The following is a 14156-nucleotide window of genomic DNA, read 5'->3' on the forward strand; positions in this document are numbered from 1 at the left end:
AGTCAAAAGGTCTCTGTTTTTATGCTTTTTACCTTAAAAAAATTTGTCGGCGGCTTATTAATGCCCCTGCCTTTTCTACTTATCATTATGGGACTGGCATTAATCTTATTGTGGTTTACACGCTGGCAGAAAAGTGGCAAAACACTTTTCACATTCAGTTGGCTGGTATTATTGCTGATTAGTTTACAACCTGTCGCCGATCGCCTGCTATTGCCATTAGAAAAACAGTACACCACCTATCAGGGAAGCGACCCAGTAGAATACATTGTTGTTCTTGGCGGCGGCTACACGTTTAATCCGAATTGGGCACCAAGTTCGAATTTATTTGCGAATAGCTTACCTAGGGTCACCGAGGGAATTAGGCTATACCGTGCCCATCCCCATGCAAAAATGGTCTTTACAGGTGGTAATAACACCGGCAGTCAAAGCAGTGCGAAAACTGCCGCCCAAGTTGCCGAAAGTTTAGGTGTTCCGCCGACAAATATTGTGGCCTTAGACCAACCCAAAGATACCGTGGAAGAAGCAGCCGCAGTCGCTGCCTTGGTGGGAGATAAGCCATTTTTATTAGTGACATCAGCAAATCATTTACCACGGGCGATAAAATTCTTTACTGGCATTGGGCTGCACCCGATACCGGCTCCCGCCAACCAATTAGCGATCACCACGCCCCTACATATTTGGGAGCGTAGCTTACCGGCGGCAACCTATTTAGGCCATACCGAACGTGCGTGGTATGAGACATTAGGATTACTATGGCAAAAATTAACGGGGAATTATCGTGATGATAAAAATAGCAGCGATAAAACCCATTGATTCAGGATACTAATTGAGCCAAGGCAGAAGTTGCCTTGCAGCGTTATCAAATATAGCGCGATCGAGATTGCCCGTATGAATAAAGCGAGAGACTAACTCCCAAATCGTATATAACCAGCGGCGGGCAACGAAAGATTCAGAGACTGGCGCTTTAGTGAGATAGCGATAAAAGAGCTGACTCGGCATGCCCTCTTCGCTAAGGCGGAATAAGTCATATTCACGCGGTGCCCATAACATGGGGCCAGGATTCAGCATGGCTAATAACTGATCACTGCGCGGATCTTTTAACATGCTACGTAAAGTTAAATTGCCGTGAACCAGCACCGAACTGTCATCAAAACCGGCGAAAAGTGTTTTTAGTGAGGCTCTGGAGCGGTAAAGTATCGCCCTGTCTTCTAACGTCATGAGCGGTGAATTGATATTCGATAAGCTGGCCCACAACACTTCAACCCGTTGCTGGTACCAACTGAACCAATCATTTTCTTGCGTGCTGTCAACATTGCCGACACAGCCATGACTATCAATTCGATGCCATGCCAATACGCCCTCTACAATTTGATCCATCAGAGCATTCCATCGATCCCCCGTCCGTGTGGGCGCTTCTACTGACACACCTCGCAAGCGTTCCATCAGCAGAATTTCTTTGTAAGGAGACTCATGAGTCATCACCAAGCCGTACACGGTGGGTAAGCGAATATCGCCCTCTCGTGCCAACATTGACAATTTATAGGCCTCTTGCTGGGCGATCCCCTGACAAACATAACTCTTAGCCAATAATGGAATAGCCTGCCCCTGCTGGTTATACATGGCATACAGGTGGGCATACGGCTGCTCGCTGATACGTTCAAGGCGGGATACCGACTCCCCGAGCACGACACTTAACTCAGCTTTCAGCTGCTCCATAGAGTTCTATCCAATTATCTGATGAAAGTTATTCTTCATCATGGGATGGCAGGCGGGAGATTTCCAGAATGCAGATCAAATAATATCCACAATATAAAGTTAAACAGCGGAATACAGAATAAACTCAATAAAAAACCAGACCCTAGCGAGTCTGGCTCTATTATTTGGTCATCATGACTGAGCGGACATGATAGCGCGTACTCGGTCTAAATCCTCTTGGGTATCAACCCCCACTGTAGGCACAGCTTTGGCCACTGCCACATGGATTTTCTCACCATACCAGAGCACGCGAAGTTGCTCTAACAACTCAATTTGCTCGAGTTTACTTGGTGCCCAATTGACGTAACGGCGGATAAACCCTGCACGATAGGCATAAATCCCGATATGGCGTAAGAAGCAATCACCGATAGTCTCTTTTGATTGAGCGAATCGCTCTCTTTCCCATGGAATGGCCGCACGGGAGAAATACAGTGCATAGCCCTGAGCATCCATCACCACTTTCACGGCATTCGGGTTAAAGGCCTCTTCACTGCTTTCAATTGGCACGGCCAGTGTTGCCATACCTGCGCTGCACGCCGCTAGATTATCAGCGACTTGGCGAATAATGACCGGCGGAATGAGGGGTTCGTCACCCTGTACATTGACGATAATGTCATCATCAGCAAATTTGTAGCGCTCAATGACTTCGGCTAAACGCTCTGTACCCGATTGGTGATCAGCACGGGTCAGACAAACCTCCCCTCCTGCTGCCTCAACGGCTTGGACGACTTCAGGGTGATCCGTTGCCACAATCACGCGCGAGGCACCAGAAGCCAGCGCGCGCTCCATGACATGAACGACCATCGGTTTGCCCGCGATATCTGCTAACGGTTTACCCGGTAAACGGGTTGAAGCAAAACGGGCTGGAATGATAGCAATGAAACTCATGCATGTTTCTCATCAATAGACAGTGGACGAGCCTCGTTTTCCAGCAATACAGGAATGCCATCACGCACTGGGTAAGCCAAATTGTCGGCTTTACATACCAGCTCAAGGTTCTCTTTATTGAAATATAACTTGCCGTTGCAGACAGGACAGGCAACGATTTCGAGTAAACGGTGGTCCATACATCCTCCAAATTGGAGTTTAGCCAGCAGGAAAGTGGTCGAGGATATCATATCCACTGATTCAGGTTAACTGCGCTGGCGTCGTCACTCATATCAATGATAAATAACAATCATTTATGTTAAATGCCATCATTCTAAGTAAAAACACCCATTAATTAGAGACAATAAGCGGTGGTTTTGTTATTGATATGTTGAATAGCGAGGAGTAGTATTTTGTGACCAAAATCACACAATTATGTATGTCGAGTAAGAAATGAAAGTATTCCATAAAATTATTGCGCTGTTTGCTAACTTCAGCAATTAAGCCGCATAAAAACAAATAGAAGCACCTGCAAAACGGCCCGGCAATCAGAAGATTGGTTGAATAGAGGCCAACATACTTAACGTCACTAACATTGTAACTGCGCAGTCATCTCATTAATCCGATGAACTGACTATCAGTCATTCATTAGCCAAGAGCAGCTTATAATGCCACGGCGTCAAGTACGTAAATAGAAATGGCTACCCTAGGGTAGCCATTGACTTAGAAAGCGATCACATCTGCTGCTGACGGCCCGTGAATACTACGATAAGTAGAGAATTCAACGTCCTGCCCTTCAGTCAGTGATTTATTTTTGGTGTTGGCAATGGCTGTCTTGCTGACATACACATCCAAACTACCGTCGTGCGGTGAAATGAAACCGTAGCCTTCGGACTGATTGAACCATTTCACGCGACCCATTTTTAACGTCATATTTAATTTCCTTTTACTGGGCATCCTAACAACTCATTTTTATTTATTGTTTAGATGCAGTTGCCCATCCTAAAGTTTTCTGATTAAACCTCTATGAGCTTGATTTCATGAATAAAACCGCATCAGCGCGGTTTTTATAATTTTGCGGCAGCCGACACTCGCGGGCTGTTTACCTTAACTTTCAAATACAAAAATACGTTCAAATACAGAGAACGAATAAATCGACCACAATGCTTTCGACGCTAATGCGAAAAGTGGATCTGCATCAAAATCATTACTTATGGGAGTTACTACTGGAGATACTGGAAGGTTCGTCTTTGAATCGGCATCAGAAGATAGCGTCTTGGGAGGAACTGCTCTACTTTACTCTCGTACACTCTTATACATAAATAGGGCTAAACCACAGGCCGGCGGCTATTTACTCACAAAACCACCTGTTGAGCAACTATTTTATCCGCCCATCTTTATTAAATAGCAGCACAAATGAGATGTAACACATAAAAAACCAATATTCTCCGCTACTTAACCGTCAATATTTCGATATCAATCTAAAATATAAATGAATAGAGAACATGTAATAAGTAGCATGATAGGGCAATTGACGCCACCGATGGGTAAAAAGGAGCGATCTGAAGATGAGCAACACACCGTTTACCTCCCTTGAATTTGTCCATCCCGATGAAATTCGGGCCAGATTTTCCCGAGCCATGTCGGACATGTATCAGGCCGAAGTTCCTCTCTATGGCACGTTATTGCAACTGGTTGCCGATACCAATAAGCAGACTTTAAACCAACAACCGGAGTTGGCTCGTCATTTACATCAAACAGGAGAGATTGAAAGGTTAAGCATGGAACGCCACGGTGCTATCCGCGTGGGAACGCCAGCTGAACTTTCGATGTTGCGCCGCCTTTTTGCCGTGATGGGGATGCTCCCTGTCGGTTATTATGACCTCGCTCCCGCAGGTGTACCGGTTCATTCCACCGCTTTTCGTGCTGTGCATGAAGCCTCATTACAAGCCTGCCCGTTCAGGATTTTTACATCATTACTGCGTTTGGAATTGATAGAGCAGCCTGTACTGCGACAACGGGCGGCCGATATTTTAGCAACTAGAGAAATATTTACCCCACGTGCTATTGAGCTCATTATTCAATTTGAAACTGCTGGAGGCCTGACCAGCCTTGAGGCCGATGATTTTATCACTCAATCTCTAGAGACATTTCGCTGGCATAATCAGGCAACCGTCAGTGCCGAGGTCTACCAACAGTTGCATGACCAGCACCGGCTCATTGCTGATGTGGTGGCATTCAAAGGTCCACATATCAATCATCTCACCCCACGCACGTTGGATATCGATGCGGTGCAATCGGCGATGCCTCGGCATAACATTACCCCTAAAGCGGTCATTGAAGGGCCACCGCCCCGCCGTTGCCCAATATTGTTACGGCAAACCAGCTTTAAAGCATTGGAAGAAAGAATTGCGTTTATCTCTACGGATGGGCAAATCATTCAGGGATATCACACCGCTCGTTTCGGAGAAATTGAACAACGCGGTGCGGCACTGACGGCAAAAGGCCGCAGTCTCTATGACCGCTTGCTGCAAGCCGCGCAGGATCAATTACAAGTTCCGGCGAATGAAAAGAATGCAGCGCAATATATGACCATTCTCAGCGAGCAGTTTAGTCAATTTCCTGATGATTATCAGACGATGCGCACCGAAAAACTCGCTTACTTCCGCTACTTTCCCACAGAAAAGAGCGTCAATGTACCGGCTGAATCAGTGAAAAAACTCACATTAGATGAGTTGATTGATGAAGGGTTTATCGAATATGAACCCTTGGTTTATGAGGATTTCTTACCGGTAAGTGCAGCGGGTATTTTCCAATCTAATTTGGGCGATAAGGGGCAAAGTCATTTCACTGGGCATTCGAGTCAACATGATTTCCAGCGAGATCTGGGGATGGCAGTGATTGACGAATTACAGTTGTATGAAGAAACTCAACAGCGCTCGCTTGCTGCATGTGCAGCAGCTTTAAAGCTGACGCAATTGAGTATCTGAAATTGAATGTAAGCGACTTAATGGTTCGATTGAGTACTAATCCTAAATATGGGCCCTAAATATAGGCCGTGAACTCATTTCGAATGAACTATTTTGAACGTTCTGCTAAAGCCTGAATTTTTGACAGCAGCGGCTCCGCCTGATCTGGTGGTAATTGTGCATCGACTGGCAAATACCACCAATTAGGCTGAGCAAAAGCTCGGCATTTGACGGCATCTTTTTCAGTCATTAATAAAATTTGCGGGCCTGTTGTCAGTGGCTCAAGTTGCGCCAATGAATAATCCTGATGGTCTGCAAAAGCATATTCATTTTTAGGCTCAACGCCCAAGACGCTCAGCGTGGCAAAAAAACGGGGCGGATGACCGATACCCGCCATCGCAACCACATGCTGTAACTGTGATGCGGGCTGACGCTCACCCGTGACTAGATTGACCGCATCCCGAGCAACCAGTTGCATTGGGATCTCTGCTGTAGCAGCACCCCCTCCATTGGTGATAACCGCATCAACTGAGCGCAATCGCGCCGCTCGTTCACGCATCGGGCCAGCAGGTAACCACCAACCGTTGCCAAAACGGCGCACTCCATCAATGACTACCAGCTCAAAATCACGCTGTAATGCGTAATGCTGTAAACCGTCGTCTGTGATAATAAAATCCAGCGTGTGAGAGGCCAGTAAAGCCTTGATAGCATCAGCACGTTTTGGTGAAACCGCAACGGGTGCACCCGTGCGCTGAAAAATCAAAACCGGCTCGTCTCCGGCTTGCACCGTTGTGGTGTCATCAGCTAGCAGTAGCGGGTAAACCGACGACTTGCCACCGTAACCACGGGAGACAACACCGACGCGATAGCCCCGTTGTTGTAATTGCTCAACTAACCAGATAACGACGGGTGTTTTACCATTGCCGCCCGCAGTGAGGTTACCCACAATGACAACCGGCACTGGTGAACGCCATGACGTTCGCAGACCTATGCGGTAACTGGTCCGGATAAACCAAGTTATTGCGCCATATAACCAGGATAATGGTAATAGCAGCAAATATAGCCGGGATTGTCCGGACCAGATACGCTCAATCATTGGCCGAACTGTATACGGTTAAGTTGAGCATACGCGCCCTGTTTCGCCAACAATTCGGCATGCACACCACGTTCGACAATGCGCCCATCTTCGATGACTAGGATTTCATCTGCTTTTTCAATAGTTGAGAGACGATGAGCAATCACTATTGACGTACGATCTTTTTGCAGTTCATCTAAAGCGGCTTGAATGGCTCTTTCGGACTCGGTATCCAGCGCCGAGGTTGCTTCATCCAGAATCAAGATGGGGCAATCACGCAAAAGTGCTCGCGCGATAGCGATACGTTGGCGCTGACCACCGGACAGCATCACACCGTTCTCACCAATCACAGTATCTAATCCATTCTCCATCTTATTGATAAAGTCCATCGCATATGCCATGCGGGCAGCTTCTTCAATTTCGGCTCGGGTGTACTGATCATCACGCGCATAAGCAATATTATTGGCCACGGTGTCATTGAACAGATGAACGTTTTGCGATACCAACGCCACTTGGTTACGCAAAGCGCCCAATCGGTATTCGCGTAGATCATGTCCATCTAACAAAATACTGCCTTCACTGACATCATAGAAACGAGTGAGCAAATTGGCGATAGTCGATTTGCCCGAACCTGAGCGCCCGACCAATGCCACGGTTTTACCCGCTTCAATGTGCACATTGATATCATTCAGTGCAGGAGTATCTTTGCCTGGATAATAAAATGTCACATGGTTGAATTCGATTTCACCTTTCGCCCTTTCAACTTCCAGCTTGCCTTCGTCTTTTTCCTGCTCTAAATCCAAGATAGTGAAGAGCGTTTGGCAAGCAGCCATCCCGCGTTGGAACTGCGCATTCACATTAGTGAGGGACTTTAAAGGGCGCATCAATGCAATCATTGCTGAGAATACAACAGTGATAGTCCCCGCAGTGAGGGTTTCCATGACACTTGGGAAGCTTGCAGCATACAACACAAACGCTAAAGCAAAAGAAGCTATCAATTGTATGATCGGGTCAGAAATAGAAGAGGCGGAAACCAGTTTCATACCTTGCTGCCGCATACGGTTACTCACCGTTTCGAAGCGCTCAGTTTCAACTTTCTGGCCGCCAAAGATCAATACTTCTTTATGCCCTTTCAGCATTTGCTCGGCACTGGTGGTCACCTCCCCCATGGTGCTTTGCATATTTTTACTGATATTACGAAAACGCTTAGAAACCACTCGGATAGAGATTGAAACAATCGGGGCGATGACGATTAAAATCACTGACAACTGCCAGCTGTAATAAAACATCATAATGAACAAGCCGATGATCGAGGCACCTTCACGCACCACAGTGACGAGGGCGCTAGAAGATGACGCAGCGACTTGTTCTGAGTCATAGGTAATACGTGATAACAATGTACCCGTTGATTGCTGATCAAAAAAAGATACCGGCATGCCCATCATGTGACTAAACAATCGGCGACGAATATGCATCACCACTTTGCCTGATACCCATGAAATACAATAGCTAGAGATAAAACCGGTCAGTCCGCGCACCACCATCAAACCGATAACGGCCAGCGGCATCCATTTTAAAATTGAGCTATCAGCATGCCCAAATCCATCGTCTAGTAATGGTTTCAGTAACGACAGCATAAATGTATCACTGGCAGCATTAAGGATTAATGCAATCGCCGCCACAACAAGACCTGTCTTATAAGGAGTGATCGTTGGCCAGAGGCGACGGAACGTCTGCCAAGTGGATAGATCTTTATCATTCATTATGCAATTACCAGCACCAGAAGAAATAGCGGCCTATTCTACTCATTATGACCCCCAACACCAAACCGCTGGTGATACCAACGTGGCATTAATTGTTCACGATAACCTTTTACTTCCCAATTATCCTCGTAAAAATAAACACTTATCTGACCTGAAGCTGTAGTGTCGCGCCAAACAATGTTATTTTTTCGATAGCGATTAATGACTTTTTTAGTGGGTAAGTGCCATTGGTTATAGCGTGCAGCAGACGCAAATGCCAATTCAGGCTTCACTGTGCGCAAAAAAGGCGCAGTTGAAGACGAATTACTACCGTGATGTGGCACTTGTAATAGTGTAGAGGCTAATTTAGCACGAAAATTCGTCACTAATTGCAGCTCTCCGTGCGTTTCGAGGTCACCGGTTAAGAGCACACTATGCTTGCCATCATTAATGCGAATGACACATGAGTCATCATTATTGGCATTAATTACCTGTTTAGCTGGCCACAAAACCTCAAAACTTAAGCCGCTCCATTGCCATGATGCGCCCTGCTTACAGGGTAAGCTGTTAATCGAAACGGGGTAAGGAGCCCGTACTGTCGCCTTTGGAAAAGCAGCTTGAAGCTCAGCTAAGCCGCCAGTATGGTCCTGATGATTATGGCTGAGAATAATCTGTTCAACGGTAATACCCCTCCATCGTAAATAAGGGAGGATAACCGTTGAAGCCATACTTCCTGAGTGCCAACGATTACCGGTATCGTAGATAACCGCTTTCCCGTCGCGCTCAACGACCATCGCCAAACCATGACCAACATCCAGCATATCTACACGCCAATGATACTCGTCACGCCGTTGGCTGAATAATACTAAGTTGACACATAACACCATGACCCCAATCGGGTAACTGCGCCACCACTGAAAACGCCAGATAAGCAGCGCTAACCAGCCACCATAGCCAAGAGCAACGGATGTTGCCCCCGTATGTAACCAACCCGCACTCAGTTGGCTGAGCGGCATCAGGACGACAGTAAGTGATAAGTCAGCCAGAAACCAAAATAGGCCTGCTACGTAGGAAGTAGTGTGAATGCGAGGGCCAATAACACACAGGGTACAGTGAGTAACGAAACTATGGGCACGGCCCAGAGGTTTGCGGGTATCGAAAACAAGCTGACACCATGAAACAAGCCAACTTGTAATGGCATCAACAACAACATCATGCCAAGTTGCAAATGCAAACCTCGAATGATCGTCCCCTTCCAACCGACCCGAAAACGATTGGAGACAGGCACCCAGTGATACCAACATATCAAGCTGAATACCGCGAAACAGGAGAGCCAAAAACTGTCTGAGAGTACAGCGAGTGGGTCACATAATAGAATGAGTGCGAGTCCCCATAGCCATACTTGCCCTGTACTACACGCAATGCTGAACAACCGCAACAGTAGCCACAACGTTAATGCTATTGCGGCCCTCACGGCAGGTGGGTTCGCACCCGCCAGCCAAACATATATCATTGCTGCCAACCAACCTATTAGCAGTGGAAACAAGGGATTTATCCACCGAACAGGTAATAAGAATTGAATCCCACGAGCCAATATGCCGCCAAATAAAGCCGCTAGTGCGATATGCAATCCTGAAATGGCCATCAGATGCGCAGTGCCAGTATCACGCAAAAGCGCCCACAGTGATGTATCGAGTCGCTTCCTTTCGCCGAAAGCGAGCGCCAACAACGTTTGTCGTTGGTCGTAGGGCATAAGCTGCCGCTCAATAAGACTAATTACTTGTTGGCGCAGATGACATCGTGCATCAATTAGCTCCGCCTTTATGATTCTACCTTGCAATGGACTGCGATTTGCCACCGCCCACCGTTGGCTATCAAACCCACCTTCATTCAGCAGACTATGGACGCCTCGCATCCTGATAGTCAGTGCCCATAACTGTCCTGCACAATGAGGTTCCAGCGCAGTTGGCCAATGTACTGATACCGAAATAGGGGGAAATATTCGTTGCCCATCGACTTCCTGAATCGCCAGTAGGACTTTACTCTCCTCAGCCCAAGCCAGACGCGGACTCTTTATCATTGCGATAATCTGCTGCTCACCTTGTGTTAAGGTTTCAATTTGCACCAATATCTTATTTCCGTGCCAACTTCCCCACACAAAGCAGATAACGACGATGGCCAAACATCGGCAATACTTATTTCGGCTTATCCCTAACAGAAGACCCAATCCGAGCAACAAGCCAATGTTGCTAGTTACCGGTAATTGAGGCAGAAAAATAAGGGGCAATAGGCCAACGACAATGGCTGCCGCAACCTGATCGATTTTAAGAGTAATAACAGACCGTCCATTGGCGACAACTAGATAGCTTCATGCCATCTGTTCATTTCACTGAGAATAGGTAGATTTTCTATCTTGTTGGGTGAAGCTGCCAGCACATAAAATGAGAGTTCAGAGTCAGTTCGCGAACTGTTTTGCCTTGTTACATAATCAGTTGAAGAAATGCGAAATCTCTCCAGAAAGTGCGAAATTCAGCTAAAACGAAATGCGAAATATGAGGGATGAAGACCTTGAGGGATTGTCGGTAGATATAGAGGGAAAAGTGGATAGGTGGGAAAAGAAAAACGGTGCCGTTAGAGGCACCGTTTATTATCAGCGTGTATACCTAGATCTTTAGGCACACATAATAACGCGGTAAGTTGTAAACAACTTAGCCGTAGATATTAGCGCGATCACGCAATTCTTTACCTGGCTTAAAGTGTGGAACGTATTTACCTTCCAACTCAACTTTAGCGCCAGTCTTCGGATTACGGCCAACACGCGGAGCACGGTAGTGAAGAGAAAAACTGCCAAATCCTCGGATCTCAATGCGCTCACCTTCAGCTAGTGTTCCAGCCATATGTTCAAGCATTTCTTTCACTGCATCCTCAACGGCCTTAGCCGGGACATGAGAGTGCTGGCCAGCAAGTCTTTCAATAAGTTCAGACTTGGTCATATTACCTCCAAGCTTTGCAGCTAAACTACCGTATAGGGGCGTAAAGAACGCCCCCCGTTATTACTCGCCTTTTGCAGCTTTGAACGCTTCAGCCATTGCGCTAGAGAAGTTGCCTTCTTCTGGCTTGTTGTTAACTGTAGCAATAGCATCTTTCTCATCAGCTTCGTCTTTAGCACGAACAGACAGGCTGATTACGCGGTTTTTACGGTCAACGCCAGTATATTTGGCTTCAACTTCATCACCTACGTTCAGAACTAACGTTGCATCTTCAACGCGGTCGCGAGTTGCTTCGGAAGCACGCAGATAACCTTCTACGCCGCCAGCCAATTCAACTGTAGCACCTTTTGCGTCAACTGCAGTGACTTTACCAGTAACAATAGCACCTTTCTTGTTAACAGACAGGTAGTTATTGAACGGATCTTCTGCTAGTTGTTTCACGCCCAAGGAGATGCGCTCACGTTCTGCGTCAACTTGCAGAACAACAGCTGCGATTTCGTCGCCTTTCTTGTATTCACGAACTGCTTCTTCGCCTGCAACGTTCCAGGAGATGTCAGACAGGTGAACCAGGCCGTCGATGCCGCCGTCCAGGCCGATGAAGATACCGAAGTCAGTGATAGACTTGATTTTACCTTCAACGCGGTCGTTTTTGTTGTGGGTTTCTGCAAACAGCTGCCATGGGTTAGATTTGCACTGTTTCAGGCCCAGAGAGATACGACGACGTTCTTCATCGATGTCCAGAACCATAACTTCCACTACGTCGCCAACGTTAACAACTTTAGACGGGTGAATGTTTTTGTTGGTCCAATCCATTTCTGAAACGTGTACCAGACCTTCAACGCCTTCTTCGATTTCAACGAAGCAGCCGTAATCAGTCAGGTTAGTAACACGACCAGTCAGCTTAGTGCTTTCTGGGTAACGTTTAGCGATAGCAACCCATGGATCTTCGCCCAGCTGTTTCAAGCCAAGGGATACACGAGTACGTTCGCGGTCGAATTTCAGAACTTTAACAGTGATTTCGTCGCCCACATTGACGATTTCGCTTGGGTGTTTAACACGTTTCCAAGCCATGTCAGTAATGTGCAGCAAGCCATCAACGCCACCCAGATCAACGAATGCACCGTAGTCAGTCAGGTTCTTAACGATACCCTTAACTTCCATGCCTTCTTGCAGGTTTTCCAGCAATTGATCACGCTCAGCGCTGTTCTCAGATTCGATAACTGCACGACGAGAAACAACGACGTTGTTGCGTTTCTGATCCAGCTTGATGACTTTGAACTCAAGCTCTTTGCCTTCCAGATGCAGAGTATCGCGAACTGGACGCACATCAACCAGTGAACCAGGCAGGAACGCACGGATACCGTTCAGTTCGACTGTAAAGCCGCCCTTCACTTTGCCGTTGATCACACCAGTAACGGTTGCAGCTTCTTCGTAAGCCTTTTCCAGCATCAGCCATGCTTCGTGACGCTTAGCTTTCTCACGGGACAGCAGAGTTTCACCGAAGCCGTCTTCAACAGCGTCCAGTGCAACGTCAACTTCATCGCCGACTTGAATTTCCAGTTCGCCTTGCGCGTTCTTGAACTGTTCTGCTGGAATTGCTGACTCAGATTTCAGACCGGCGTCAACCAGTACGATATCTTTATCGATAGAAACAACAACACCACGGACGATAGAGCCCGGACGTGTTTCAATTGTTTTCAGGGATTCTTCAAAGAGTTGAGCAAAAGATTCTGTCATGTTTATGATCTTCAGGATTCTTAAGTTTAACGTCCATCTAGCATCCCGCCGGATGGGGTTGTTTCACATGCCTCGCCACATATCCTTGCAGCAAGGTTTTAAGTGCTCATCAAGAATAATTTTAATTAAAAAATATATTATTAAGAGCTCAGTTCTAACTGCATTGACGTTATTTTTTTAACGGCAACGCAAGAATTCGTTGGGCATAAGCCAGCGCCTGTTCAATCACTTGCTCGATAGACATACTGGTAGAATCCAGTACTAATGCATCTGCAGCAGGGACTAAAGGCGCAATAGACCGATTACGATCGCGATCATCTCGCTCCTGTATCTCGGACAAAAGACGTTCAAAGTTAACATTAAACCCCTTTTCCTGCAACTGTAGCATACGCCGGTGAGCACGTTCTTGCGAACTTGCGTCAAGAAATATTTTCACCGGCGCATCAGGAAAGACCACTGTCCCCATATCGCGACCATCAGCAATTAAGCCGGGGGCTTCACGAAATGCCCGCTGGCGGCGCAATAACGCCTCACGGACACGCGGAAAAGCAGCTGCCTGAGATGCCGTGTTTCCTACTGTTTCAGTACGGATCTCGTTGCTGACATCCTCACCTTCTAAAATGACTTTTAGCTGCCCATTCTGCGAGACAAAGCGAACATCGAGATGTGCGGCAAGTGGAACCAATGCCTCTTCGGTGTTGATATCAACCTGATGATGCAGTGCCGCTAAAGCTAAAACACGGTAAATCGCACCAGAATCTAGCAAACGCCAGTCCAACGATTCAGCCAGTGCTTTGCAAAGCGTGCCTTTACCTGCACCACTAGGCCCATCAACGGTAATCACCGGGGCTATCGCCGCCATTTCTCTCTCCTTTACGGTAGGCAAAACCTCTTGTCTACCCCATCGGGCAAACACAGGAGCAACATTATACGCCGCATCGATGTGAACTGTTACCCCACCGTGGTTTACTTGCTGAAAATAAGACCATGGTAGTGGCAGGAGTGTAGAAGAGATGGGAAG

11 protein-coding genes and 1 pseudogene are annotated in these 14156 nt (G+C 46.9%); 2 read left to right on the top strand and 10 right to left on the bottom strand.

Translation table 11 applies throughout. From position 1 onward, the window contains the following. Window positions 1–21: 21 nt before the first annotated feature. Complete coding sequence (gene elyC, locus DA391_RS14345; RefSeq protein ID WP_050081447.1) at window positions 22–813, top strand: envelope biogenesis factor ElyC; 792 nt, start codon at window positions 22–24, stop codon at window positions 811–813. Between the two features lie 9 nt (window positions 814–822). Here elyC and DA391_RS14350 read toward each other — a convergent pair whose 3' ends face one another. The 4 genes from DA391_RS14350 to DA391_RS14365 all read right to left on the bottom strand — a co-directional run bounded on the left by DA391_RS14350 (window position 823) and on the right by DA391_RS14365 (window position 3555). Further along, window positions 823–1716 (bottom strand): YcbJ family phosphotransferase, encoded by an 894-nt coding sequence (locus tag DA391_RS14350; protein ID WP_050081446.1) that lies wholly within the window; start codon window positions 1714–1716, stop codon window positions 823–825. Between the two features lie 171 nt (window positions 1717–1887). Further along, a complete protein-coding gene (gene kdsB / locus DA391_RS14355; RefSeq protein WP_019209512.1) occupies window positions 1888–2643 on the bottom strand; it encodes a 3-deoxy-manno-octulosonate cytidylyltransferase in 756 nt (251 codons plus the stop codon). After that, on the bottom strand, window positions 2640–2822 hold the full coding sequence (locus DA391_RS14360; protein WP_004700032.1) for a Trm112 family protein: 183 nt from the start codon (window positions 2820–2822) through the stop codon (window positions 2640–2642). The genes kdsB and DA391_RS14360 overlap by 4 nt, the downstream gene beginning before the upstream one ends. Window positions 2823–3345: 523 nt before the next feature. Further along, on the bottom strand, window positions 3346–3555 hold the full coding sequence (locus DA391_RS14365) for a cold-shock protein (protein WP_050081445.1): 210 nt from the start codon (window positions 3553–3555) through the stop codon (window positions 3346–3348). 635 nt (window positions 3556–4190) lie between these two features. Here DA391_RS14365 and hglS point away from each other — a divergent pair. Continuing rightward, complete coding sequence (gene hglS / locus DA391_RS14375) at window positions 4191–5612, top strand: 2-oxoadipate dioxygenase/decarboxylase HglS (protein ID WP_108087904.1); 1422 nt, start codon at window positions 4191–4193, stop codon at window positions 5610–5612. An 88-nt stretch (window positions 5613–5700) separates the two neighbouring features. On the opposite strand, the gene lpxK is transcribed toward hglS, so the two are convergent. The 6 genes and pseudogenes from lpxK to cmk form a co-directional block, all read right to left on the bottom strand. Further along, complete coding sequence (gene lpxK / locus DA391_RS14380) at window positions 5701–6687, bottom strand: tetraacyldisaccharide 4'-kinase (RefSeq protein WP_057649917.1); 987 nt, start codon at window positions 6685–6687, stop codon at window positions 5701–5703. After that, window positions 6684–8432, bottom strand: coding sequence for a lipid A ABC transporter ATP-binding protein/permease MsbA (gene msbA, locus DA391_RS14385; protein ID WP_050081442.1), 1749 nt, complete (start codon window positions 8430–8432; stop codon window positions 6684–6686). The genes lpxK and msbA overlap by 4 nt, the downstream gene beginning before the upstream one ends. A 35-nt stretch (window positions 8433–8467) precedes the next feature. Beyond that, window positions 8468–10743: pseudogene (locus DA391_RS14390) on the bottom strand (ComEC family protein). 373 nt (window positions 10744–11116) lie between these two features. Continuing rightward, entirely contained in the window at window positions 11117–11401 is a 285-nt protein-coding gene (gene ihfB / locus DA391_RS14395; protein ID WP_019209506.1) for an integration host factor subunit beta, read from the bottom strand. Between the two features lie 60 nt (window positions 11402–11461). Further along, window positions 11462–13135 carry a 30S ribosomal protein S1 gene (rpsA, locus tag DA391_RS14400; RefSeq protein WP_004391091.1) on the bottom strand — a complete coding sequence of 558 codons (1674 nt, stop codon included), beginning with the start codon at window positions 13133–13135 and terminating at the stop codon, window positions 11462–11464. Window positions 13136–13304: 169 nt separating this feature from the next. Next, complete coding sequence (gene cmk / locus DA391_RS14405; RefSeq protein ID WP_019209505.1) at window positions 13305–13997, bottom strand: (d)CMP kinase; 693 nt, start codon at window positions 13995–13997, stop codon at window positions 13305–13307. Between the last annotated feature and the right edge of the window lie 159 nt (window positions 13998–14156).

The organism is Yersinia massiliensis (assembly GCF_003048255.1).
In the GTDB taxonomy this organism is placed as follows: Bacteria; Pseudomonadota; Gammaproteobacteria; order Enterobacterales; family Enterobacteriaceae; genus Yersinia; species Yersinia massiliensis_A.

Bases quoted from the DNA above. Each gene is read 5' to 3' on its own strand.
- elyC (WP_050081447.1), top strand. From the start codon at position 22: ATGCTTTTTACCTTAAAAAAATTTGTCGGCGGCTTATTAATGCCCCTG.
- DA391_RS14350 (WP_050081446.1), bottom strand. From the start codon at position 1,716: ATGGAGCAGCTGAAAGCTGAGTTAAGTGTCGTGCTCGGGGAGTCGGTA.
- kdsB (WP_019209512.1), bottom strand. From the start codon at position 2,643: ATGAGTTTCATTGCTATCATTCCAGCCCGTTTTGCTTCAACCCGTTTA.
- DA391_RS14360 (WP_004700032.1), bottom strand. From the start codon at position 2,822: ATGGACCACCGTTTACTCGAAATCGTTGCCTGTCCTGTCTGCAACGGC.
- DA391_RS14365 (WP_050081445.1), bottom strand. From the start codon at position 3,555: ATGACGTTAAAAATGGGTCGCGTGAAATGGTTCAATCAGTCCGAAGGC.
- hglS (WP_108087904.1), top strand. From the start codon at position 4,191: ATGAGCAACACACCGTTTACCTCCCTTGAATTTGTCCATCCCGATGAA.
- lpxK (WP_057649917.1), bottom strand. From the start codon at position 6,687: ATGATTGAGCGTATCTGGTCCGGACAATCCCGGCTATATTTGCTGCTA.
- ihfB (WP_019209506.1), bottom strand. From the start codon at position 11,401: ATGACCAAGTCTGAACTTATTGAAAGACTTGCTGGCCAGCACTCTCAT.
- rpsA (WP_004391091.1), bottom strand. From the start codon at position 13,135: ATGACAGAATCTTTTGCTCAACTCTTTGAAGAATCCCTGAAAACAATT.
- cmk (WP_019209505.1), bottom strand. From the start codon at position 13,997: ATGGCGGCGATAGCCCCGGTGATTACCGTTGATGGGCCTAGTGGTGCA.